At 71.9% G+C, this 22,031-nt stretch carries 25 protein-coding genes, 1 pseudogene and 1 riboswitch; of the genes and pseudogenes, 12 read left to right on the top strand and 14 right to left on the bottom strand.

Annotated elements, in window-relative coordinates; genetic code table 11:
* Positions 1-144: 144 nt before the first annotated feature.
* From ACIQU3_RS24895 to ACIQU3_RS24885, 3 genes are read right to left on the bottom strand one after another with little or no spacing between them, the layout of a single operon-like run.
* Positions 145-1,020: an ABC transporter ATP-binding protein gene (locus ACIQU3_RS24895; protein ID WP_403927801.1), complete on the bottom strand. Its 876-nt coding sequence runs from the start codon at positions 1,018-1,020 to the stop codon at positions 145-147.
* Positions 1,017-2,069: a FecCD family ABC transporter permease gene (locus ACIQU3_RS24890; protein ID WP_403927798.1), complete on the bottom strand. Its 1,053-nt coding sequence runs from the start codon at positions 2,067-2,069 to the stop codon at positions 1,017-1,019. The genes ACIQU3_RS24895 and ACIQU3_RS24890 overlap by 4 nt, the downstream gene beginning before the upstream one ends.
* The gene (locus ACIQU3_RS24885) at positions 2,066-3,082 is read right to left on the bottom strand and encodes an ABC transporter substrate-binding protein (protein WP_403738021.1); all 1,017 of its coding nucleotides are present in this window, start codon (positions 3,080-3,082) and stop codon (positions 2,066-2,068) included. The genes ACIQU3_RS24890 and ACIQU3_RS24885 overlap by 4 nt, the downstream gene beginning before the upstream one ends.
* A 68-nt stretch (positions 3,083-3,150) precedes the next feature.
* A riboswitch (cobalamin riboswitch) is annotated at positions 3,151-3,341 on the bottom strand.
* Between the two features lie 83 nt (positions 3,342-3,424).
* Between ACIQU3_RS24885 and ACIQU3_RS24880 the strand changes: the two genes are divergently transcribed.
* Positions 3,425-3,853: a CoA-binding protein gene (locus ACIQU3_RS24880; RefSeq protein WP_403738013.1), complete on the top strand. Its 429-nt coding sequence runs from the start codon at positions 3,425-3,427 to the stop codon at positions 3,851-3,853.
* 152 nt (positions 3,854-4,005) lie between these two features.
* Complete coding sequence (locus tag ACIQU3_RS24875; protein ID WP_403927797.1) at positions 4,006-5,229, top strand: 4-hydroxybenzoate 3-monooxygenase; 1,224 nt, start codon at positions 4,006-4,008, stop codon at positions 5,227-5,229.
* Position 5,230: 1 nt separating this feature from the next.
* On the opposite strand, the gene ACIQU3_RS24870 is transcribed toward ACIQU3_RS24875, so the two are convergent.
* Positions 5,231-5,590: an ArsR/SmtB family transcription factor gene (locus ACIQU3_RS24870; RefSeq protein WP_403738005.1), complete on the bottom strand. Its 360-nt coding sequence runs from the start codon at positions 5,588-5,590 to the stop codon at positions 5,231-5,233.
* A 9-nt stretch (positions 5,591-5,599) separates the two neighbouring features.
* Between ACIQU3_RS24870 and ACIQU3_RS24865 the strand changes: the two genes are divergently transcribed.
* The gene (locus ACIQU3_RS24865) at positions 5,600-6,808 is read left to right on the top strand and encodes a cation diffusion facilitator family transporter (RefSeq protein ID WP_403927794.1); all 1,209 of its coding nucleotides are present in this window, start codon (positions 5,600-5,602) and stop codon (positions 6,806-6,808) included.
* A gap of 4 nt (positions 6,809-6,812) precedes the next feature.
* Here the strand turns inward: ACIQU3_RS24865 and ACIQU3_RS24860 are convergent, their stop codons facing one another.
* Together ACIQU3_RS24860 and ACIQU3_RS24855 are read right to left on the bottom strand one after the other, a co-directional pair.
* On the bottom strand, positions 6,813-7,367 hold the full coding sequence (locus ACIQU3_RS24860) for a YbaK/EbsC family protein (RefSeq protein WP_403927791.1): 555 nt from the start codon (positions 7,365-7,367) through the stop codon (positions 6,813-6,815).
* Positions 7,368-7,410: 43 nt separating this feature from the next.
* Positions 7,411-7,983: an XRE family transcriptional regulator gene (locus ACIQU3_RS24855; protein ID WP_403737989.1), complete on the bottom strand. Its 573-nt coding sequence runs from the start codon at positions 7,981-7,983 to the stop codon at positions 7,411-7,413.
* Positions 7,984-8,080: 97 nt separating this feature from the next.
* On the opposite strand from ACIQU3_RS24855, the gene ACIQU3_RS24850 reads away from it, so the two are divergent.
* Positions 8,081-8,938, top strand: a complete 858-nt coding sequence (locus ACIQU3_RS24850; protein WP_403737986.1) for an EamA family transporter — start codon at positions 8,081-8,083, stop codon at positions 8,936-8,938.
* Positions 8,939-8,948: 10 nt separating this feature from the next.
* Here ACIQU3_RS24850 and ACIQU3_RS24845 read toward each other — a convergent pair whose 3' ends face one another.
* Entirely contained in the window at positions 8,949-9,746 is a 798-nt protein-coding gene (locus tag ACIQU3_RS24845; protein WP_403927788.1) for an acyltransferase, read from the bottom strand.
* Positions 9,747-9,858: 112 nt separating this feature from the next.
* Between ACIQU3_RS24845 and ACIQU3_RS24840 the strand changes: the two genes are divergently transcribed.
* On the top strand, positions 9,859-10,386 hold the full coding sequence (locus ACIQU3_RS24840) for a gamma carbonic anhydrase family protein (RefSeq protein WP_403738643.1): 528 nt from the start codon (positions 9,859-9,861) through the stop codon (positions 10,384-10,386).
* Positions 10,387-10,498: 112 nt separating this feature from the next.
* Here ACIQU3_RS24840 and ACIQU3_RS24835 read toward each other — a convergent pair whose 3' ends face one another.
* Positions 10,499-11,137 carry a DedA family protein gene (locus ACIQU3_RS24835; RefSeq protein WP_403737980.1) on the bottom strand — a complete coding sequence of 213 codons (639 nt, stop codon included), beginning with the start codon at positions 11,135-11,137 and terminating at the stop codon, positions 10,499-10,501.
* A 174-nt stretch (positions 11,138-11,311) separates the two neighbouring features.
* On the opposite strand from ACIQU3_RS24835, the pseudogene ACIQU3_RS24830 reads away from it, so the two are divergent.
* A pseudogene (locus tag ACIQU3_RS24830) lies at positions 11,312-11,946 on the top strand (UTP--glucose-1-phosphate uridylyltransferase); the annotation flags it as partial.
* Positions 11,947-12,124: 178 nt separating this feature from the next.
* On the opposite strand, the gene ACIQU3_RS24825 reads toward ACIQU3_RS24830, so the two are convergent.
* Positions 12,125-12,562 (bottom strand): DUF4442 domain-containing protein, encoded by a 438-nt coding sequence (locus ACIQU3_RS24825; RefSeq protein WP_403738640.1) that lies wholly within the window; start codon positions 12,560-12,562, stop codon positions 12,125-12,127.
* 177 nt (positions 12,563-12,739) lie between these two features.
* Here ACIQU3_RS24825 and ACIQU3_RS24820 point away from each other — a divergent pair, with 177 nt between their 5' ends.
* Entirely contained in the window at positions 12,740-13,759 is a 1,020-nt protein-coding gene (locus ACIQU3_RS24820; protein WP_403737974.1) for a hypothetical protein, read from the top strand.
* Between the two features lie 69 nt (positions 13,760-13,828).
* Here the strand turns inward: ACIQU3_RS24820 and ACIQU3_RS24815 are convergent, their stop codons facing one another.
* The 3 genes from ACIQU3_RS24815 to tuf all read right to left on the bottom strand — a co-directional run bounded on the left by ACIQU3_RS24815 (position 13,829) and on the right by tuf (position 16,545).
* Complete coding sequence (locus tag ACIQU3_RS24815) at positions 13,829-14,161, bottom strand: hypothetical protein (RefSeq protein WP_403737971.1); 333 nt, start codon at positions 14,159-14,161, stop codon at positions 13,829-13,831.
* A gap of 282 nt (positions 14,162-14,443) precedes the next feature.
* Positions 14,444-15,289, bottom strand: coding sequence for a spermidine synthase (locus ACIQU3_RS24810; RefSeq protein ID WP_403927785.1), 846 nt, complete (start codon positions 15,287-15,289; stop codon positions 14,444-14,446).
* Between the two features lie 86 nt (positions 15,290-15,375).
* Positions 15,376-16,545 carry an elongation factor Tu gene (gene tuf / locus ACIQU3_RS24805; RefSeq protein WP_403737965.1) on the bottom strand — a complete coding sequence of 390 codons (1,170 nt, stop codon included), beginning with the start codon at positions 16,543-16,545 and terminating at the stop codon, positions 15,376-15,378.
* A 341-nt stretch (positions 16,546-16,886) separates the two neighbouring features.
* Here tuf and ACIQU3_RS24800 point away from each other — a divergent pair, with 341 nt between their 5' ends.
* Positions 16,887-17,678: a TVP38/TMEM64 family protein gene (locus ACIQU3_RS24800; protein ID WP_403737957.1), complete on the top strand. Its 792-nt coding sequence runs from the start codon at positions 16,887-16,889 to the stop codon at positions 17,676-17,678.
* A gap of 18 nt (positions 17,679-17,696) precedes the next feature.
* On the opposite strand, the gene ACIQU3_RS24795 is transcribed toward ACIQU3_RS24800, so the two are convergent.
* Complete coding sequence (locus ACIQU3_RS24795; RefSeq protein WP_403737954.1) at positions 17,697-18,866, bottom strand: thiolase family protein; 1,170 nt, start codon at positions 18,864-18,866, stop codon at positions 17,697-17,699.
* A gap of 92 nt (positions 18,867-18,958) precedes the next feature.
* Between ACIQU3_RS24795 and ACIQU3_RS24790 the strand changes: the two genes are divergently transcribed.
* From ACIQU3_RS24790 to ACIQU3_RS24780, 3 genes are all read left to right on the top strand, one after another.
* Complete coding sequence (locus ACIQU3_RS24790; RefSeq protein ID WP_403737951.1) at positions 18,959-19,429, top strand: winged helix-turn-helix transcriptional regulator; 471 nt, start codon at positions 18,959-18,961, stop codon at positions 19,427-19,429.
* A gap of 158 nt (positions 19,430-19,587) precedes the next feature.
* On the top strand, positions 19,588-20,463 hold the full coding sequence (locus tag ACIQU3_RS24785; RefSeq protein ID WP_403737948.1) for an undecaprenyl-diphosphate phosphatase: 876 nt from the start codon (positions 19,588-19,590) through the stop codon (positions 20,461-20,463).
* Between the two features lie 97 nt (positions 20,464-20,560).
* Complete coding sequence (locus tag ACIQU3_RS24780) at positions 20,561-20,740, top strand: hypothetical protein (protein WP_403737945.1); 180 nt, start codon at positions 20,561-20,563, stop codon at positions 20,738-20,740.
* 81 nt (positions 20,741-20,821) lie between these two features.
* On the opposite strand, the gene ACIQU3_RS24775 is transcribed toward ACIQU3_RS24780, so the two are convergent.
* On the bottom strand, positions 20,822-21,424 hold the full coding sequence (locus ACIQU3_RS24775; RefSeq protein ID WP_403927782.1) for a DUF4291 domain-containing protein: 603 nt from the start codon (positions 21,422-21,424) through the stop codon (positions 20,822-20,824).
* A 96-nt stretch (positions 21,425-21,520) separates the two neighbouring features.
* Here ACIQU3_RS24775 and ACIQU3_RS24770 point away from each other — a divergent pair, with 96 nt between their 5' ends.
* Entirely contained in the window at positions 21,521-21,991 is a 471-nt protein-coding gene (locus tag ACIQU3_RS24770) for a nuclear transport factor 2 family protein (RefSeq protein WP_403737938.1), read from the top strand.
* The last annotated feature ends 40 nt before the right edge of the window (positions 21,992-22,031 follow it).

The following is a 22,031-nucleotide window of genomic DNA, read 5'->3' as shown; positions in this document are numbered from 1 at the left end:
TTTCCGGCCGCCGTGGCGCGATCGGGGACCAGCCGGGGTGCAGTGGGTGTCCTCTCCATCAGACCCACGTGCCGAGGTACCCGCCGTCGGTCTCCACTCCCTCAGGCCGACGTGCCGACGTACCCGCCGTCGGTCTCCACTCCCTCAGGCCGACGTGCCGAGGTACCGCACATGGGGCCGCCCGTCGGGCCCTTCCCGGCTGACGGCGGCCCGCACCCCGTACACCTCGGCGATGAGCTCCGCGGTGAGGACCTCGTCCGGAGTGCCTCCCGCCACGACCCGCCCCGCGTTCAGCACCAGGACGCGATCGCAGTACATCGCCGCGAGGTTGAGGTCGTGCAGGGCGACGACGGTCGTCACCGGCAGGGCCGTGACCAGGGCGAGCAGGTCGAGCTGGTGGTGGATGTCGAGGTGGTTGGTGGGTTCGTCGAGGAGGAGTTCACGGGGTTCCTGCGCGAGTGCGCGGGCGATCTGCACCCGCTGGCGTTCGCCGCCCGAGAGGGTGTGCCAGAGCCGGCCGGCCCGGTCGGCGAGGCCCGTGCGCTCCAGGGCCGCGCGCACCGCCCGTTCATCGTCGGCCGAGGCGGGCGTCCAGGCGCGGCGGTGCGGGACACGGCCCAGCCGAACGACGTCCTCCACCGTCAACTCGACCTGCGTGTCCGACTGTTGCTCGACGACTGCGAGGCGGCGCGCGACCGTGCGGCGGGGCAGGTCGGCCAGCGGGGTGCCGTCCAGGGTGATGACTCCGGAGGTCGGTGTGAGCAGCCCGGCCAGCAGCCGCAGCAGCGTGGACTTTCCGGATCCGTTGGGTCCGAGCACGCCGACCGTGGATCCGGTCTCCGGTGCGAGGTCGACACCGTCCAGAAGGAGACGCCCGTCGGCGCGGCGGCTGACCCGGTCGGCCCGCAGCCCCACCGCCGTGGCCGCCGCGCCACTCGCCGCGCCCTCCGCGCCCCTCGCCGCGCCCTCCGCGCCCCTCGCCGCGCCCTCCGCATCCACCGATGTCTCCGCGCCGCTCATCGCGCCCTCCTCGTCCGGTACAGCACCGCCACGAACGCCGGCACCCCGATCAGCGACGTCACGACACCCACCGGAACCTCCTGCGGATCGAGGACGGTACGGGCCAGGGTGTCCACCCACACCAGGAAGACCGCTCCCGCGAGGGCGGTGACCGGCAGCAGCCGCGCGTGTCCGGGACCGGTCAGGGCCCGGGCCGCGTGCGGCAGGACCAGTCCGACGAAGCCGATCGCCCCGGCCGAGCTGACCAGCGCGGCCGTGAGCAGGGCGGTGACGCACAGCAGCACCAGGCGGGTGCGGGCGACGGACACGCCGAGCGCGGCGGCGGCGTCCTGCCCGAAGGCGAAGGCGTCGAGAGTGCGGGCGTACGACAGACACACCACCAGCGCCACCGCCAGCACGGCCAGGCACACCCGGACGTCGGTCCAGCCGGCGCCGCCGAGCGAGCCGAGCAGCCAGAACAGCACGCCACGGGTGGTCTCGGCATCGGCGGAGGTCAGCACGATGAAGGAGGTGAGCGCGGAGAAGAGCTGCATGGCGGCGACGCCCGCGAGGACGACCCGGTCGGTGGTGCCGCCGAGGGTGTGGCTGAGCAGCAGCACCAGCGCGAACGACAGCAGGGCGCCGAGGAACGCCCCCGCGGACACCGGGAGGGCACCGCCGCCCACGCCGAGTACGACGACGAGCACCGCTCCGGTGGAGGCGCCCGAGGACACCCCGAGCACGAAGGGGTCGGCCAGCGGGTTGCGCAACAGCGACTGCATCACCGCCCCGCACACGGCGAGTCCGGCCCCGCACACGGCCGCGAGCAGGGTGCGCGGCAGCCGCAGCTGCCAGACGATGCCGTCCCGGATCGGCGTCAGCTCCGAGCTGCCGAGGCCGAGATGGGCGGCCACGACGGACCACACGTCCGCGACGCCGATGTCGGCGGGGCCGATGGTGATGGCCACAGCGAGGGAGACGACGAGCGCGACGGTCCCGGCGGTGCCCAGCGCGAGTCCCGCCCGGCGCCGGGGCCCGGTCCCGGCGGCCGGCAGCCCCTGGGCGGTCACTTCACCAGTCCGAACCGGCGCAGCCCTGCGGCCACCTGTTCCACACCCTCGACGGTGCGGATGGTCGGGTTCATGGCCTGCCCGCTCAGCAGCACGTACCGCTTGTGCCGGACGGCTTCCATGTTCCTGGTGACCGGGTTGGACTCCAGGAAGGCGATCTTCTTCGCGGCCGACTCGGCCGTCTGGGACTTGCGGGTCAGATCGCCGATGACGAGGACGTCGGGGTCACGGTCGGCGACCGTCTCCCAGTTGACCTGAGGCCACTCCTCGTGGGTGTCGTCGAAGACGTTCTTCGCGCCGAGGGCACGGGTGATGATGCCGGGCGCTCCGCAGCAGCCCGCCATGTAGGGCGACTCGGAGTTCGCGAACCAGTACAGGAGGGTGACGTCGGAGGCGTCGACGCCAGCCGTCGCCTTCTTCATCCGCTGCCGGAGGGATTCCACGAGTTCGTCGCCGCGCTCCCGCACACCGAAGACGGTCGCGAGGTCGTGGACTTCGCCGTAGACGGTGTCCATGCCCAGCGTCTTGTCGCGTGCGCCGTCCCCGCCGCCCGAGTTGTCCTTGCCGACGCAGTCGGACGGGGAGACGTAGGTGGGGACGCCGAGTTTCTCGAACTGCTCGCGGGTGGCGACGCCGCCCTTGCCGAGGGTGGAGACGAAGGACGCGGCGACGAAGTCGGGCTCGGTGTCAAGGACGCGTTCGAAGGACGGGTTGTCGTCGGCGATGCGCGGCACCGTCGCGTTCGCCTTCGCCAGTCCCTTCATCACGGGGTCGGTCCAGGTGGCCGTGCCCGCGAGCCGGTCGGCGAGACCGAGGGAGAGCAGGATCTCGGTGGTGCCCTGGTTCAGGGACACGGCGTGCCGCGGCGGGGCTGTGACGCGGACCTCGTGCCCGCAGTCGGTGAGCGTGACGGCGGCCTTCGCGTCGGTGGACGGGCCGCCGCCGCAGCCGGTCAGAAGCAGGGAGCCGGCCGCGAGCAGGGCGGCGGCACGGGCGGGTCGGGCGAGGGGCACGAAAACCAGTCCTCAGTCGTCGAGGGCTCGATCGCGGAGCCCGGTCGTACGGTGCTCCCCCGCCGCGCGCGGCCGCGGGGGCCGCCAGCAGGTCTTCGGACTCGGGTTCACCCGGGTCGGGGCGCCTTCCCGGACGTCCGCGAGTCGGTCCAGTGGCCGAGGCCCCGCCCGTCCCCCTCACCGCTGCGCGTCAGTTCCGGATTCGCACCGGATTCCCTGACCCACGTACATGGGTTCGACTGGCCCCGGCAAGCTATCACGGGGGTCGTCCGGGGAATCACCGCGCGCTCGCCGCCGTTGACGGGGAGAGCAGTTCGTCCACGACTTTTGAGGAGGCCGCCGGTGTACGGCGACGAGGCAACGGTCCGCAGGATCCTCACCGAGCTCGGCGACACCTGGGCCGTGGTGGGCCTGTCGTCGAACCGGCAGCGAGCGGCGTACGGCGTCGCCGCCGTCCTCCAGCGCTTCGGCAAGCGCGTCGTGCCGGTGCATCCGAAGGCGGAGACGGTGCACGGGGAGAAGGGTTACGCGAGCCTGGCGGACATCCCCTTCGACGTGGATGTCGTCGACGTGTTCGTGAACAGCGACCTCGCCGGAGCGGTCGCGGACGAGGCGGTCGCCAAGGGTGCGAAGGGCGTCTGGTTCCAGCTCGGCGTGATCGACGAGGCGGCGTACGACCGGACCCGTGCGGCGGGCCTGGAGATGGTGATGGACCGTTGCCCGGCCATCGAGATCCCACGGCTGCCTCATCACCGCGTACAGGAATCCTGAAGCGTTTCCCGGGAAACACCCGCAGCCGGTCAAGGCTCCGCGCGCTGGTGCCCGGGATTCGGCGTCCCTGTCCGGGGAGATCGAGCGGCGCATCGAGGAGGTGGCTGTCACGGAGGTCCCGGTCCACTGAGACCGGCCTCCATGATTGGCGCATGCCCCACGCCTCCCCACCTCTCGACTCCGGCGCCCCGCAACGCTTCCCAGTCGTCGTCGTGGGCGCCGGTCCGGCCGGTCTGACCGTCGGCAACATTCTGCGGGCCGCGTCCGTGGACTGCCTGGTGCTGGAGGCGGAGACTCGCGAGTTCATCGAACAGCGGCCACGCGCCGGGATCATCGAGGAATGGGCGGTACGGGGCCTGGAGAAGCGGGGCCTCGCCCGGAACCTCCTGGACCGCGCGGAACTGCACACCGCGTGCGAGTTCCGCTTCGACGGGCAGCGCTACCGGTTCCCCTACGGAGAACTGACGGGCAGCCACCACTTCGTCTATCCGCAGCCGTTGCTGGTGACGGACCTGGTGCACGAGTACGCCGACGTCCGCGGCGGCGAGATCCGCTTCGGCGTCCGGAACGTGGCGCTGCACGACATCGACAGCGACCGGCCGTCGGTGTCGTACACCTGCCCCGAGACGGGTGAACGCCGGTTCGTGCACTGCGACTTCGTCGCCGGGTGCGACGGCGCGCGCGGCGCGACGCGGGCCGCACTCCCTCCCGAGCGGGTGCAAATCGCGCGGCACGACTACGGGATCGGCTGGCTGGCCCTGCTCGCCGAGGCGCCGCCGTCCTCCGACTGTGTACTGTTCGGCTGCCACGCGCGCGGGTTCGCCGGCCAGATGCCCCGCAGCCCGGAGGTGACCTGCTATTACCTCCAGTGCCCGCCGGGCGACGACCCGGACAACTGGCCGCACGAGCGCGTCTGGTCGGAGCTCCGGCAGCGGCTGGGGGCGGCCGGCGTGCCCGCGCCGACCGAAGGGCGGCTGATCGAGAAGCGTGTGCTCGACATGCACGACTACGTGGTCGAGCCGATGGTGCACGGCCGGCTCCACCTCGCCGGGGACGCGGCCCATCTGGTCGCCCCCATCGCGGCGAAGGGCATGAATCTCGCCCTGCACGACGCCTTCCTGCTCGGGGACGCCCTGGTGGCCCGGCTGACCACCGGCGACGACAGCGGCCTCGGCGGCTACGCGCAGGCGTGCCTGCGGCGCGTGTGGGACTACCAGGAGTTCTCGCAGTGGCTGTCCGAGGTGTACCACGGCACGGCGGCCGGTGACCCGTTCCGTGCGGGCACCGCGCTCGCCCGGATGCGCCGCCTGTTCACCTCGCCCGCCGCGGCCGCCGCCTTCGCCGAGCAGTACCTCGGGACCGCGGCGCGCTACTGACTCAGTCGTGCGGCGGGCGGTCGCTGAGCCGGTGGTCGGCCACGTTCAGCGCCTCGTCGACCAGGCGGCGCAGATGGCCGTCGCGCAGTGAGTAGATCACCCGGCGGCCCTCCTTGCGCGTGTCGACCAGGCCCGCGAGGCGCAGTCGCGCCAGATGCTGGCTGACCGCCGGCCTGGCCGCCCCGCACACCTCCGTGAGGGTCGTGACGTCGGCCTCTCCCCCGGTCAGCGCGTGCAGCAGGGCGAGCCGGGTGCGGTCACCCAGCAGGGCCAGCAGTTCGGCGGCGAGTGCGAACTGCTCCTCGCCGGGGCTGCGCGGATGCGCATCGTGCGCAGATGACAGGTGCATGCGTGCGCTCATACGCACATAATGGCGCCACGGCACGGGTACGTCCACTCCCGCGCGCACCGGAAGGGGAACCACGTGAGCGAACGGCACGAGCACACCCACTCCCAACGACTCGACCACGGACACGAGCACGGGGACGGGGGCGAAGACGGGCACGGGCCCGGACACCGGCAGGGACACGGACATGACCACGGGCATGGGCATGGGCATGACCACGAGCACGGACATGACCACGGCCACCGTCACGGACTGCTTCACCGGGTGGGTCACCTCCTCGCGCCGCACTCCCACGAGTCGGCCGACAAGGTCGACTCCGCCCTGGAGTCCTCGGCCCGCGGGATGCGGGCGCTGTGGGTCTCGCTCGCCGTGCTCGGTGTGACGGCACTGGCCCAGGCGGTCGTCGTGGCCGTGTCGGGATCGGTGGCGCTGCTCGGGGACACGGTGCACAACACCGCCGACGCGCTGACCGCCGTCCCGCTCGGTATCGCCTTCGTGCTGGGCCGGCGCGCGGCCACGCGCCGCTTCACCTACGGCTACGGCCGGGCCGAGGACCTGGCCGGTCTCGTGATCGTGCTGACCATCGCCGCGTCCGCCGCCTTCGCGGGCTGGACGGCCGTGGACCGCCTGCTGGACCCGCGCCCGGTGCAGCACGTCCCGGCGGTCGCCGTGGCCGCGCTCGTCGGCTTCGCCGGCAACGAGTGGGTGGCCCGCTACCGCATCCGCGTCGGCCGCTCGATCGGCTCGGCCGCGCTGGTCGCCGACGGTCTGCACGCCCGCACCGACGGTTTCACCTCACTGGCGGTGCTCCTGGGCGCCGGCGGCTCGGCCCTGGGGTGGGAACTGGCGGACCCGATCGTCGGACTGGCGATCACGGCAGCCATCGCCCTGGTGCTGCGGGACGCGGCCCGGGAGGTGTTCCGCCGGGTGATGGACGCCGTCGATCCGGCCCTGGTGGACCGGGCCGAGCGGGCGCTGACCGAGGTGCCCGGGGTGCGCGGGGTGGGTGAACTGCGGCTGCGCTGGATCGGCCACCGGCTGCGCGCCGAGGTGGCGGTCGTGGTGGACGGCGACATGCCGGTGCGCGAGGCCCACCGCATCGCCGTGGACGCCGAGCACGCGCTGCTGCACGCGGTACCGCGTCTGACAGCGGCCCTGGTGCACGCGGACCCGGAGCCGGTCCCGGGTGAGAGCGACCCGCATCTGCCACTGGCCCACCACGTGGCGGCGTAGGTCGTCAGGCCCCGAGCCCCTCCAGCACCACGGCCCCGGGCAGTTCCGCGAACGCCTTGCCCGGGACCAGCAGCTTGCCGCGCCGCCGGCCGCTGCCGACCAGCACGTACGGCAGGTCGACGACGGCCGCGTCCACGAGCAACGGCCAGCCCTCGGGAAGCCCGATCGGGGTGATGCCGCCGTACTCCATGCCGGTCTCGCCGGTCGCCGTGTCCATGGAGGCGAAGGAGGCCTTGCGGGCGCCGAGCCTGCGCCGTACGGCACCGTTCACGTCGACCCGGGTGGTGGACAGCACGACGCATGCGGCGAGCGTGGACTCGCCGCCCCGCTTGCCGGAGACCACCACGCAGTTCGCCGACCGCTCCAGCAGATCCTGCCCGTAGTGCTCCACGAAGGTGGCGGTGTCGGCCCACTCCGGGTCCGTGTCGACGTAGACGATCCGCTCGGCCGGGACGCTGCCCCGCCAGCGGCGTACGGCGTCGGCGACCGGGGCGGTGAGTTCGTCGAGGCAGGCGGGGGCCGGGCGGGCGTCGTCGAAGTGTCCGATGGGTGCGCGCATGGCCGCACGCTAACAACAGCGGGCCGGTGCGGGACCGGGCGTCTCAGGTCACGGGCGGCACCGAGACGGCCATGACCATCTCCATGGGCGCGTCGCCGGTGTTGCCGTAGGTGTGCGGGACGTTCGCCTCGAAGTGGACGCTGGCGCCCGCGGGCACGCGGTGCTCGACGCCGTCGACCGTGAGGGTCAGTTCGCCCGCCGTGACGTGGAGCAGCTCGGTCGTGCCGACGGGGTGCGGGTCCGACGGGCTGCTCTCGCCGGGCATGAGCCGCCAGTCCCACATCTCCAGCGGGCCGGGCGCCTCGGTGCCCGCGAGGAGCCGGTTGTAGCTGCCGGCGTCGGTGTGCCACAGCCGTACGGCCTGCTCGGCCGGGACGATGCGGACGTTCGGGCCCTGCTCGTAGTCGAGCAGGGTGGTGATGCTGACGCCGAGCGCGTCGCCGATCTTCACGACGGTGCCGAGGCTGGGGTTGGTGCGGGCCTGCTCGATCTGGATGAGCATGCCCCGGCTGACACCCGCCCGGGCGGCGAGCACGTCCAGGGTGAAGCCGCGTACCGCGCGCCAGTGCTTGACGCTCCGCGCCAGGGACTGGGTCAGCAGGTCGAGGTCCGACACATTCCGTCCAATATTCTGTATGACACAGTGCAACAGACTGCACTATGGTGTGGTTCACCTGATCGTTCACTGAACTGTACTGCGAGGTATCCGTCCCATGACAGCGCTCTTCGCCCTGGCCACCAGCCTGCTGTGGGGGCTGGCCGACTTCGGCGGTGGTCTGCTGACCCGGCGCACGCCCGCGCTCACGGTGGTCGTGGTCTCTCAGTCGATCGCGGTGGTGGTGCTCGGCGCGGTCGTGGTGGCGACCGGCGGCTGGAGCGAGGCGGGGCCGCAGCTGTGGTTCGCCGTGGCGGCCGGGCTGGTCGGACCGGTGGCGATGCTCGCCTTCTACAAGGCGCTCGCGCTCGGCCCGATGGGCGTGGTCTCGCCGCTCGGGTCGATCGGTGTGGCCGTGCCGGTCGGGGTGGGCCTGGTGCTGGGCGAGCGTCCCGGCCTGCTGCAGTTCCTCGGCATCCTCGTGGCGGTCGCCGGGGTGTGCCTCGCGGGAGGGCCCCAGTTCCGCGGCGCCCCCGTCCAGCGCCAGGCCATCGCCCTGACCCTGCTCGCGGCGTTCGGCTTCGGCGCGGTGATGGCGCTGATCGCCGAGGCGTCGACGACGCTGACCGGTCTGTTCCTCGCCCTGTTCGTCCAGCGGGTCACGAACGTCGCCGCAGGCGGACTGGCCCTCTACGTCTCGGTGCGGCGCGGATCGCCCGCGCTCCCGGCGGACGGTTTCCCCTGGCGGTCCCTGCCCGCTCTGGCCTTCGTCGGACTCGCGGACGTCGCCGCGAACGGCACCTACTCGATCGCCGCGCAGCACGGTCCGGTGACGGTCGCCGCCGTGCTGGCCTCCCTGTACCCGGTGGTGACGGCCGTGGCCGCGCGGGGCGTCCTCCGGGAACGGCTGCGGGCGGTTCAGGCCGCCGGAGCGGGGCTCGCCCTGGTGGGGACGGTACTGCTGGCGTCGGGCTGAATCGGGCCGTTCAGGAACCCGGCTCCAGCTTCGCGAGATCGGCCGCCGCCTCCTCGTCCAGTTCGGCCAGCCGGGCCGCCGCCTCCTCGTCCAGGTCCGACAGCGCCCGCAGCTGCTCGGGGGTGACGCCCTCAGGTATGGGCACCGGTGCCGGAGTGCGCAGCGGGGGCTGCCAGCCGTCGGCCGGGGTCCAGCGTCGTACGACGCGGGCGGGGGCGCCCGCCACCACGGCGTGGTCGGGGACCGTGCCCCGGACGACCGCGCCCGCGGCCACCACCACGTTCCGTCCGATCCGCGCGCCCGGCAGGACGACCGCTCCGGTGCCGATCCAGCAGCCGGGCCCTATCTCGACCGGCTCCATCCGGGGCCACTGCCTGCCGATCGGCTCGTGCGGATCGTCGTAGGAATGGTTCGTGGACGTGACGTAGACGTACGGGCCGAAGTAGCAGTCGCTGCCGATCGTGACCGTCGTGTCGGCGATGAGGTGGCTGCCGCGGCCCAGGACGACCCCGTCGCCGATGCGCAGGATCGGGTCCGGGCCGAGATCGAGGTCGGGCATCAGACCCGCGGTGAGGGTGACCTGCTCGCCGATGATGCAGTGGGAGCCCACCTGGATCCAGGGTTCGCCGAAGACCGTGCCGAGCGGGAAGGCCAGTCTGGTACCTGTTCCCATGGCCCCGAAGCGGTAGCGGCCGGGGTGCTCGGCGGTGACCGAGCCCGTGCGCTGCACCCAGGCCCAGCCCGCGTGGACGGCCCGCTGGGTGAGGCTCCGCCGCCAGGATGAGAACGTGTTCTTGCGCTTCGGCACGAGCTCACGGTACTCAGCGGTAGCCCCGACCGCGGCGTCGGAGGCCTGTGATCTTCACCCCACCGTGTGGCGTACGGTGTGCGCGTTGTCTACGACGTTCCTGGAGGCGGGCATGGCGCAGCGGGCGATGATCACGGGGATCGGCGGCCGGGAGCCGGAGATCGACGAGTCGGCGTTCGTGGCGCCGACGGCGTCGGTGATAGGGAGCGTGACGCTGGGCCCGGGAGCGAGCGTCTGGTACGGGGCCGTGGTGCGCGGCGACGTCGAGGCGATCTCCGTCGGGGCGAGCAGCAACGTCCAGGACAACTGCACCCTCCACGCCGACCCGGGCTTTCCCGTGAGCGTCGGTGAGCGGGTGAGCATCGGGCACAACGCGGTGGTGCACGGGGCGACGGTCGAGGACGACTGTCTGATCGGCATGGGGGCGACGGTCCTGAACGGCGCCGTGATCGGGGCCGGTTCGCTCGTCGCGGCGCAGGCGCTGGTGCCGCAGGGGATGGTGGTGCCGCCCGGGTCACTGGTGGCGGGGGTTCCCGCGAAGGTCCGGCGGGAGCTGTCGGAGGAGGAGCGGCAGGGCGTCACCCTCAACGGCACGATGTACGCCGAGTTGGCGAAGGCGCACCGAGAGGTGCACGCGTAGGCTTCTCGGCGGCTGCGGCGCCATGAGGGTGGTCGCGCAGTTCTTCGCGCCCCTGGGTCGTGGCCGTAGAGTCCCGCCCTCCGGGCGGATGACGGGACTTTGCGGACACTACCTAGCGCACCGGCTCTCCGGCCGCTTCCAGGTTCTGGTTCGCCTTCTTCGCCTTGCGCTTGATCACCAGCATGGATGTGAGGCCCACCAGGACCGCCGCCACCAGGCCCAGCCACGAGAAGCGCTTGAGCCAGGACTCCGCGACGATGCCGACGTAGTAGATGACCGCGGTCGTGCCGCCCGCCCAGACGATGCCGCCGAGGACGTTGGCGATGAGGAACTTCCAGTACGGCATGCGCAGCACACCGGCGAGCGGGCCCGCGAAGATGCGGAGCAGGGCGACAAAGCGGCCGAAGAAGACGGCCCACATGCCCCACTTCTCGAAGGACCGCTCGGCGGTGGCGATGTGGCCCTCGCTGAAGTGCTTGGGGAACTTGTTGCCCAGCCAGGCCAGCAGGGGCCGTCCGCCCTTGCGGCCGATGGCGTAGCCGATCGAGTCGCCGATGATCGCGCCGGCCGTGGCGCTGGCGCCGAGGACGACGGGGTCGATCTCGCCGTGCTGGGAGGCGAGCAGCGCCGAGGAGACCAGGATGATCTCACCCGGCAGCGGGATGCCCAGGCTCTCCAGGCCGATGACCAGCCCGACCAGCGCGTATACGGCGACCGCGGGTACGGTTTCGAGCCACTCCTGGACGTGCAACGCCGGTTCCTTTCCCTGAGCTTCCCTGCGACCCGGGAAGCCTACCGGCTTCTAGGACGTCTCCCGGGGCTCAGGCGTTCCAGCTCCACTCGGCGACCTCGGGCAGGTCGGTGCCGTGTTCGCGGATCCAGGCGTGGTGGCTGGTGCGGGCGTCGGCCACTCCGCCGGCGTAGCGCCTTCGAACTGGAGCAGGCCCTCACGGCCGAGGTCGACACCGTGCGGCTGGACGCGGTGCGCGATCCGGCACGGCTGGCGGACATCCACCACATCCGCCAGGGCGAACCGCCCGGCCTCGGCCACGCGGTGCGCCCGGCCGCATGTCGGCGACGAGCCTTTCGAGGTCCCCCTCGGCGACGACCTGGTCGACCCGCGAGAGACACTGCTGGGCCGGATGCTCGACGTCCGCGAGCGCCGGCTCGGCAGCGTGATCGCCCTGACGGAGGTCCCGCCGGAGCAGATCCACCGGTACGGCTGCGCCGCCGTCGAGCCGACCGGAGAGCAGGATCTCGTGCGCGTCACGGGCCTGGTCGAGAAACCGGCCCGGCGGCACGCGCCCAGCCGCTATGCGGTTCATCGGCCGTTATGCCCTGGACCCGGCCGTCGTCCCCGTCCTTGCACGCACGGGGCCGGGCCTGGGCGGCGAGACCCGGCTGGCCGACGCCCTTCAGGAGCTTGCGGCGGGCGGCACGGTGCACGGAGTGGTCTTCCAGGGCCTCCGCCACGACACCGGCGACAAGGCCGACTATCTGCGCACGGTGGTCAGGATGGCCTGCGAACGGCCCGATCCGGGTCCGGAGTTCATGATGTGACTCCGGTCCTTCGTCGCCGAGTCGGACGTCACACTCCCGGGGCATCGGGACGCGGCCGCCCTACTTGGGAAAGCCCCCCGGGACGCGGCCGCCCCGCCTGCGAAGACCCCGCCGGGGCGCCGCTGCCCGGCCTGCGAGAACCCCGGCACCCGGCCGGGGTCCGCACACGGCCTCCCGGTCAGCCGTTGGGCCGGAGGGTCCAGACGACGGTCATCTCGCCGGTGACGGCACCGTCGGCCCGCTGGATGGAGATGGTCACCGGGAACTCGGGGCGCTCCCCGGCGTCCAGCTGCGCGACGACCTCGGTGGCCGGGCGGCCCAGCGTGGCCGTGGCGGTGACGGCGCCCATCGCCAGCTTCTTGTAGGAGATCTCGGCGCTGACCGCGAGCGGTACCGCGCGCGAGAGCTGGTCCCCGAACGCGGCCAGCACGATCGCCCCGCTCGCGGACTCGCCGAGCGTGAACATCGCGCCGGCGTGCGGACCGCCCACGTGGTTGTGGTACTCGCCCTGGTCCGGCAGCGACACCACCGCCCGCTCCGGAGAGGTCTCCAGGAACTCGAGGTTCAGGGTCCGGGCCATGGGCACCGTGGCGGCGAGCATCTCGCCGATGGACATCTGGTCTGCGGTCATGCCGGAATGTTACTCATGAGTAGAGACGCCTGACCAGGCCGGTGTGACGACCGCCGCACCGATCCGCGCACCCCGTCCGCACCGTGCCGTCTCCGGGTTGCCACGTCTCCGTCCACGGGCGGTGACCGCATCGTGTCCGGGGCGCGGCTAGGGTGACTGCCCATGTGGCCAGGACAGCAGCAGCCCGGGGGCGAGCAGAACCCGCAGGCGAACAACCCGTACCAGCAGCCGGGGTACCAGCAGCCGAATCCGTACCAGCAGCCGGGATACCAGCAGCCGCCCAACCCCTATGCACAGCAGCCGCAGTGGGGTGCCCCCGCGCCGGCCGGTGCGCCGCAGCCGCAGCCCCCGCAGGGCGGTGGCGGCGGCAACCGGACCAAGCTGGTCGCGATCATCGCCGCCACGGCGGTGGTCGTCGCGGCCGGTGTCACCGGCTTCCTGGTGCTGGGCGGCGACAAGGACGACACGGCCGACGGCGGCAAGGACGGCAAGAACGACAAGACGGCGTCGAGCCCACCCGCCGAGGACCCGAGCGCCCCCGCCACCGGCGACAACCCCCGCGGTGGCGAGGAGGCCCAGCCCACGGTCAAGGGCTGGAAGGTCGTCATCAACCCCAAGTGGGGCACCGCCTTCGACGTCCCCGCGGACTGGGAAGTGGCCTCCCCGACCTCGTCCGTCTTCTTCGAGGACGAGAAGTCCGACGACGGCAAGCCGCTGATCACCATGTCTGCACCGGCGTTCTACAAGTCGAAGTGGTGCACGAGCGACGACGACAAGGACGGCAGGACGGAGACCGAGTCCCTGGCCGGGGCGGGCACCAAGGGAGCCGACGGCGCCAAGGACACGGACGAGGTCGCGGTCAACCAGGTCGCCTGGTGGGTGTACGGCGGTTACACCCAGCCGGACAAGAAGAGCGTCAAGACCGACGACAAGGCCAAGCCCTACACCACCGCTTCGGGCGTGAAGGGCAGCGTCGCCTGGGCACACTCGGAGAACACGCCCGACAAGGGCAAGTGCGCGAGCGACGGCAAGGCGATCACGTTCGGCTTCAAGAACTCGGCCGGTGACTTCGTCGCGTGGAGCTTCTTCGGCGCCAAGGGCGTCAAGGGCGAGGTGCCCGAGAAGACCGTCATGAAGATCCTCAGCACGGTTCGCCTGCACGGCGAGCCGACCGGCGGCTGAACCCGGCAAGGGAACGGGCCCGCCCCCGCGACAGGGGCGGGCCTGGCTCACCGGAGCATCGAAACGGGGTCAGCCCCGCAGGTACCCGCGGTACACCCAGCGCCCGCTGATGGAGTCCTCGTCCACGCGGCAGCTGCCGATGCAGACCCAGGGGTTGCCCGAGGAGTTGGTGCAGTCCCAGTAGGCGTGCACGTTGTTGTTCTTGTACACGTAGCCGACCACCCTGGCGTTCGCGGAGAAGCTGGAGTGGACCGCGGCCTTCTCCTTGACGACCACGTAGTCGTGGGACGTCGGCTGGCACTTGAAGGCACCGGCGGCCGAGGCGGTCCCCGCGCCCATGACGGGCAGCGCGGCACCGATGAGCGCCGCCGTGGCCAGAAGCGTCGCAGAACGCTTGTGCATGTGTTGTCCTTCCCCGATTTTCAAGGTCGATCAAGATCAACTTAGCGGCGCGCCGTGATGCCGCGCAACTGGTTTGGCAGCAGGGGCCGTTGGCGGCCGCGGCCATCACACCGGGCTCGTCCACCGGGACTGCCGGGGCGTTTCGCGGGCGTCGGGTGCCGCGTGCTCCAGGCGTTCACGGATGGCGGCGTGCTGCCGCAGGTGACGGTGACGAAGTGATCGGCGCCGAGCACTGCTTCGGTGATGCGCAAGGCCTGCTGGACCAGAGGCAGGGCCTCGGTGTCAGCCGATGCCGAACGCCCCGTCGGGCGGCTCGGGTGACGGGACGGCGTCCTCGTCCCGCACCGCCCGGGCGCCGCCGATGAACTCCCGCAGGGTGGAGCCGTGTTCGACCCTGGCGGGGAAGACGTCCGCGGCGGTGAGGCGGGCCAGGGCGGCGACGTCGACCGGCTCGTGCCCGGCCACGAGCACCGCGTTACCGAACCGCCGACCCCGCAGCACCCCCGGCTCGGCGATCAGCGCGAGTTCCCCGAAGGCGGTGGCAAGGGTGGCGAGTTGCGACCGCAGGAACGCGAAGGGCGCGGCGTCGGGCAGGTTGGCGAGGTAGACCCCGCTCCCCCGCAGCACCCGCGCGACCTCATGGACGTACGCGACGGAGGTGAGGTGGGCCGGCACCCGCGATCCGCTGAAGACGTCCGCGAGGAGAACGTCCGCCGAATGGGCGGGGGCCTTCTCCAGCCAGGCCCGGGCGTCCGCCGTGTGCAGGGCGACAACCGCGCCCTTCGGCAGCGGCAGCTGTTCCGCCACCAGCTCCAGCAGCCCCCGGTCGGCCTCGACGACGTCCTGTCGCGAGCCCGGCCGGGTCACGGCCACGTACCGGGGCAGGGTGAGCGCCCCTCCCCCGAGATGCACCACGTCCAGCGCCCGACCCGGCTCGGCCACGACATCCAGCACGTGCCCGAGCCGCCGGGTGTACTCGAACTCCAGATGCGCCGGGTCGTCCAGGTCGACGTACGACTGCGGCGCCCCGTCCACGGTCAGCAGCCAGGCCCGTTCCCGATCGATGTCGGGCATGAGCTTGGCGGTGCCGTGATCGGTGGTGCGGGTCACGGGGATGGGATCCTTCACTTCTCCATTGTGCGGTGGGGCAACGCAGTCAAGGGGCGCGGGGAACTGCGCGACCAGCCCATGCCGGCCCGCAGCTCCCCACAACCTCAGCCCACCCCGGCCACGGTCCCGGCCCCGACGGTCCGCCCGCCCTCACGAATGGCAAACCCGAGCCCCGCCTCCAGCGGCACCTCCCGCCCCAGCTCCACGGTCATGGCGACGGTGTCACCGGGCCGGGCCACCGCCGCCTCACCCAGGTCGACCACCCCCACCACATCAGCGGTCCGGATGTAGAACTGCGGCCGGTACCCGGTGGAGACGGGCGTCGTCCGCCCGCCCTCCCGGGCCGACAGGACGTAGACCTGCGCCGAGAAGCGCCGCCGCGGCTTCACACTCCCCGGCGCCGCGACCACGTGTCCACGCCGCACGGCATCCCGCGGCACCCCCCGCAGCAGCAAGGCCACGTTGTCCCCGGCCTGCGCCTCCTTCATCGGCTTGCCGAAGGTCTCCAGCCCCGTGACCACCGTCTCGACGTCGGCCCCGAGGACCTCGACCCGGTCGCCGAGGCGCACCACGCCACGCTCGACCGCCCCGGTGACCACGGTCCCGCGCCCGGTGATGGTCAGCACGTTCTCCACCGGCAGCAGGAACGGCGCGTCCAGGTACCGCTCCGGCATCGGCACATACGTGTCCACCGCGTCGAGCAGCGCCTCGACCGACGCGGTCCAGCGCGGATCCCCCTCCAGGGCCTTCAGCCCGGAGACGCGTACGACGGGCACGGAGTCACCGCCGTAGCCGTGCGCGGTGAGCAGGTCGCGGACCTCCAGCTCGACCAGGTCGGTCAGCTCCTCGTCACCGGCGTCGGCCTTGTTGAGGGCGACGACCATGTGGTCGACGCCCACCTGTCGCGCGAGCAGGACGTGTTCGGCGGTCTGCGGCATGATCCCGTCGAGCGCGGAGACGACGAGGATCGCCCCGTCGAGCTGGGCGGCACCGGTGACCATGTTCTTGACGTAGTCGGCGTGGCCCGGCATGTCGACGTGCGCGTAGTGCCGGGTGTCGGTCTCGTACTCCACGTGCGCGATGTTGATGGTGATGCCGCGCGCCGCCTCCTCGGGCGCCCGGTCGATCCGCTCGAACGGCACGAACGCGCCGCTGCCGCGGTCGGCGAGGACCTTGGTGATGGCGGCCGTCAGCGTGGTCTTGCCGTGGTCGACATGACCCATCGTGCCGATGTTGAGATGCGGTTTCGTGCGGATGTAAGCCGTTTTGGACATGGGTGTACCTCGAAGCGTCTGATCGGCGAAGAAGTAGAGGGACCCCGAGGACCTGCCCGACCCTCCCCTTGCGGGGTCCGCCGGACGAACCGGGGAGGGTCAGCTTCGGGCGCCGTCCATGACGGCCGTGAGATCGACGACGGCAGCCTTCGGGGCATCCGTGACCACGGATGCTGCGAGGGCGAAGGCGTGCCGGAACATGCCGTCGATCATTGCCGACGCTTCACCGCACGTCGAATGGTTTTCATCGGCCCCGCGCACAGCCGCACGGGCCGCGTCCTGTGACGCCGGTGAGACGAACCATACGGCGATCACACACATTTGTCGGTTAGTGTCACCTGATGCTCGATGCCACCACCCGCTCTGGGGGCACCGCCACGGCCTCTCCCCGGGCCACCGCCGCGGAGCTCGCCGTCGCCGTCCCCCCGGCAACGACCGTCCCGCCCGCCGTACCGACCCATTTCGCCGCTCGCTGCACCAGAGTTCTGCTCTCCCCGTATGCGCGGCTGTCCCTGCTCGTCGTGCTGCTCGCCGCGGGCGCGTGCGGGGTGCTCCTGTTCGAGCCCCAGCGGCTGCTGACGGAGGGCTGGCCACCCCAGCTCCAAGGCGTCGCTGCGGCAGCGGTGTTCACGGTGGCGTACGGCGTGTGCACGGTCGTGTTCGTGCCGAGGCCGCTGCTGAACCTCGCGGCGGGTGCCCTGTTCGGCTCGCAGCTCGGCCTCGGCGTGGCGCTGGCGGGCACGGTGCTCGGTGCCGGGATCTCCTTCTGCCTGGGCCGGGCACTGGGCCAGGACGCCCTGCGGCCGCTGCTGCGGGGGCGCTGGCTGAAGGCCGCGGACGGCCAGCTCAGCCGGCACGGTTTCCGCTCGATGCTGATGGTGCGCCTGTTCCCGGGTGTGCCGTTCTGGGCCGCGAACTACTGCGCCTCCGTCTCCCGCATGGGCCTGCTGCCGTTCCTGCTGGCCACGGGCATCGGCTCGATCCCGAACACCGCCGCCTACGCCGTCGCGGGCGCCCGGGCCTCCACCCCGACCTCCCCCGCCTTCCTGATCGCCATGGCGTGCATCGCGCTGCCCGCGCTGGCCGGCGTGGTGGTGGCCTGGCGCAAGCGGCACCAGTTGCGCCGCCTCTGACGTCTTGTCACGCCCGGCTCACACCCGTTCCAGCACCATGGCGTTGGCGAGTCCACCCGCCTCGCACATGGTCTGGAGCGCGTAGCGGGCGCCGCGTGCGCGCATCGCGTGCACCAGCGTCGTCGTCAGGCGGGTGCCGCTCGCGCCGAGGGGATGCCCGAGCGCGATGGCCCCGCCGTGCACGTTGACCCGGGCGAGGTCGGCGCCGGTCTCCTGCTGCCACGCCAGTACGACGCTGGAGAACGCCTCGTTGACCTCGAACAGGTCGATGTCGTCGAGGGTCAGCGAGGCCCTGCGCAGCACCTTCTCGGTCGCCGGGATCACGCCCGTGAGCATCAGCAGCGGGTCGGAGCCGGTGACGGCGAAGCTGTGCAGCCGGGCGAGCGGGCGCAGGCCGAGCCGGGCCGCCGTCTCGCTCGACGTGATGAGGACCGCCGATGCCCCGTCGTTGACCGGGCTGGCGTTGCCCGCGGTGACGTTCCACTCGATCTGCGGGAAGCGCTCGGCGAAGCCGGGGTCGTGATAGGCGGGCTTGAGTCCGGCGAGGATCCCGGGCGTGCTGCCGGGGCGTACGCACTCGTCGCGCGTGACGCCCTCCAGGGGCGCGACCTCGGCGTCGAAGAGCCCGTTTTCCCAGGCCTCGGCGGCCTTGTGGTGCGAGGAGACGGCGAAGGCGTCCATCCGTTCGCGGCCGATCGACCACTTGGCGGCGATCAGCTCGGCGCTGATCCCCTGCGGGACGAGCCCCTCCGGGTAGCGCCCGGCGACCCCGGGCCCGAAGGGGTCTTTGCCCTCGGGGACGTTCGACCACATCGGCACCCGGCTCATCGACTCCACACCGCAGGCCACGACCATGTCGTACGCACCGGCGAGCACGCCCTGCGCCGCGAAGTGCACGGCCTGCTGGGAGGAGCCGCACTGGCGGTCCACGGTGGTCGCCGGCACCGACTCGGGGAACCCGGCGGACAGCACGGCGTAGCGGGTGGTGTTCATGGCCTGCTCGCCGACCTGGTCGACGGTGCCCCCGACGACGTCGTCGATCAGCGCCGGGTCGATGCCGGACCGTTCGACGAGGGTGCGCAGGGTGTGAGCCAGGAGCTCCACGGGATGGACGTGTGCCAGGGCGCCGTTCGGCTTGCCCTTGCCGATCGGGGTGCGTACGGCTTCGACGATCACTGCGTCACGCATGTGCGGGCCTCCACGGCTACCAGTGAGTAGGAAATCCGAACTCACCGTAGCCCGCAAGGTTGGAAAATCCAACCCTCTTCTAGACTGATCTCATGGCCGCCCGCAAAGAACCGCGCCCCTGCTCCATCGCCGACACCCTCGCGCTCGTCGGCGAGAAGTACTCCCTGCTCGTGCTGCGGGAGGTGTGCCTGGGCAACGGGCGGTTCGACCAGCTGGTGCGCAACATCGGCGCCCCGCGGGACATCCTGGCCACCCGGTTGCGCCGGCTCGTCGACGCCGGGATTCTCGCCAGGCACCTCTACAGCGAGCGCCCGCAGCGCTTCGAGTACCGGCCGACGGCGGCGGGACTGGAGCTGGAGCCGGTGCTGATGACCCTCATGGCGTGGGGCGACCGCCACCTGCGGCCCGACGGCGACCGCCCGATGGTCCTGGAGCACTCCTGCGGGCGGCCCCTCGCCCCGGCCGTCACCTGCCGCGCCTGCGGCGACGAAGTGCACCACGAGGACCTCACGGCCCGCCCCCAGGCGCCCGGCTGGACGGTGACCGGACCTGCCACGGCCTGATCCCGCAGGTGGCGAGCGGCTTCCAAACCCCTGTGTCCGTGCGGTCCGAGAGGGACGCTACGCTTCCCCCTCGGCACACATGATCCCCCGTTCATCGCAACGGAGGCCCGGTGCGCCCGTCGTCCGTCCCACGATCGGCACTTGGACTCCGCTACCTCATGTCTTGGTTCGAATCACTCATCCTCGGACTCGTCCAGGGGCTGACCGAGTTCCTCCCCGTCTCCTCCAGCGCCCACCTGCGGCTGACGGCGGCCTTCGCGGACTGGGAGGACCCGGGCGCGGCTTTCACGGCGATCACGCAGATCGGCACCGAGGCGGCCGTGCTGATCTACTTCCGCAAGGACATCGGGCGGATCATCTCGGCCTGGGCGCGCTCGCTCACCGACAAGTCGCTGCGCGGCGACCCCGACGCCCGGATGGGCTGGCTGGTGATCGTCGGCTCGATCCCGATCGGCGTGCTCGGTGTGACGCTGAAGGACCAGATCGAGGGACCGTTCCGCGATCTGCGGATCACCGCGACGATGCTGATCGTCATGGGCATCGTCCTGGGCGTCGCCGACCGGCTCGCGGCCCGCGACGAGAGTGGCGGCAAGCACCGCGCACCCAAGCAGCGCAAGGCCCTCGAGGACCTCGGTGTGCGGGACGGCCTGATCTACGGCGTCTGCCAGGCCATGGCGCTCGTCCCGGGCGTCTCCCGCTCCGGCGCCACCATCAGCGGTGGCCTGTTCATGGGCTACAAGCGCGAGGCCGCGGCCCGCTACTCCTTCCTGCTCGCCATCCCCGCCGTACTGGCCTCGGGCCTGTTCGAGCTGAAGGACGCGACGGAGGGCGGCCACGTCTCCTGGGGGCCGACGATCTTCGCGACGATCATCGCCTTCGTCGTCGGGTACGCGGTGATCGCCTGGTTCATGAAGTTCATCTCGACCAAGAGCTTCATGCCGTTCGTCTACTACCGCATCGCGCTCGGCATCCTCATCATCGCCCTGGTCGGCATGGGTGCACTGAGCCCGCACGCGGCCGAGTCGGCGGGCTGATCCCGGGGCCTGTGACCCCGGTCTCGTGACCAACCGCATAGCCATCGGGTAGCCGTCCGGTAGCGGGCTGTCAGTGGCTGCCCCTAGGCTTGTCCGCATGTCCCCCGATTTCGTGACCCCTGGTTCCGTGCGGTCCGCTGCCGAGGTCAACGAGGAGATCCGTGCGCTGTGGCAGCGCACGGGCGGCACTCTGTCGGCCGAGGAGCGCGCGGAGTACGAGCTGCTCGTCGTCGAATGGGCCGCCGCGCTCCGAAGCGGCGTCGTCAGGGCGGCCTGAGCGGCTCCCCCGGTCCCTTTTCCGGCCCGTGCACCACCTGGGTCCCCAGCCCGCCCCCTTCCCGACCCGTGACCGCACCCCTTACGCGCGCAGCCGCGCCAGCACCTCGTCGTCGACGGCGAAGGGCCGCTCCTCGGGCAACAGCCCGGCGGCCGACTCCAGTTGTCCTGCCCGCACCAGCCCGTGGATCTCCGTGGCGAGCGGTGTGACGTCCTCGATCCCGACGATCCACTCGTCCGCGTACCGCGCGGCGGCCTCCCCCGCGAGCCCCAGCTGGAGCGACCGGTGGGGCAGCGGGTTGAGACGCAGATCCCGCTCCGGATCCCACTGCACCCGCGCGGGCGCCTGCCTCAACTGCCGCTTCCAGGCGGCCTGGTCGCCGTGCAGGGCGGGGACGTGGTGGGACAGGCAGGCGTGGCGCAGCGCCCAGAGGAAGCCTTCGCGGTCGATCTCGATCGCGAGGACCGTCTCCTGGCCCTCCTTGGTGCCCCAGCCGCAGCGGTACATCATCCACAGGAACGAGGGCTTGATCCACGTCATGCGCTCCCGCTTCCAGGCGGCCGGGAAGCGGCCGTGGCGGGCAGCGGGGCCGCCGATCTCAGGGCGGTAGGCCTGATAGACGGTGATCGTGGACTCCGTGTGGCGGGCCCTCACCTGGTACTTCGGTTCGTTTCGGTCGTTCACGAGGGACAGGCTGGGCCCCCGGGCCCGTCGACGGCCACCGAATATCTCTCGCGCACGGCTCTTGGCCCGGCCCCCGCCATGGCCAACACTGAGCCGATGACGCAGCGCGTGGAACTCGCCACCGTGAGAGACCGGCTGGCCGTCGACGGACTGATCACCGACTACGCGGTGGCGGTGGACGACGGAGACTGGGAGGCGTACCAGGAGCTGTTCGCTCCTCGGGGGCGGGCGGACTACCGCTCGGCCGGCGGCATCGAGGGAGAGGCCCGGACGGTCGCGGCCTGGCTCGCGGAGAGCCTGCGGCTGTTCCCGATGCGGCAGCACCTGATCGTCAACCGCCGGGTGCGCTTCGGGATCTGGGAGCAGGACACCGGCGACACTGCCGAGGTGCAGGCCGACTACGTCAACCCCATGGCCACCGCCGGGCCCGCTCCCGACTTCGTGTGCGGCGGCCGGTACGCCTTCGCGGTGCTGCGCACCGACGCCGGCTGGCGGCTGAGCGGAGTGGTCGTACGGGAGAAGTGGCGGCGTCTTCCCGAGCCGCGGACGGCACCTGTGGTCCACTGACCCCGCGTCCGGTGTCCTAGATCGTCCACGGGGCGCACAC

This window comes from Streptomyces sp. NPDC101110 (assembly GCF_044759525.1).
Taxonomy (GTDB): Bacteria; Actinomycetota; Actinomycetes; order Streptomycetales; family Streptomycetaceae; genus Streptomyces.
Note: the sequence above shows the minus strand (reverse complement) of the source record. Positions and strands in the feature narration are given on the sequence as shown.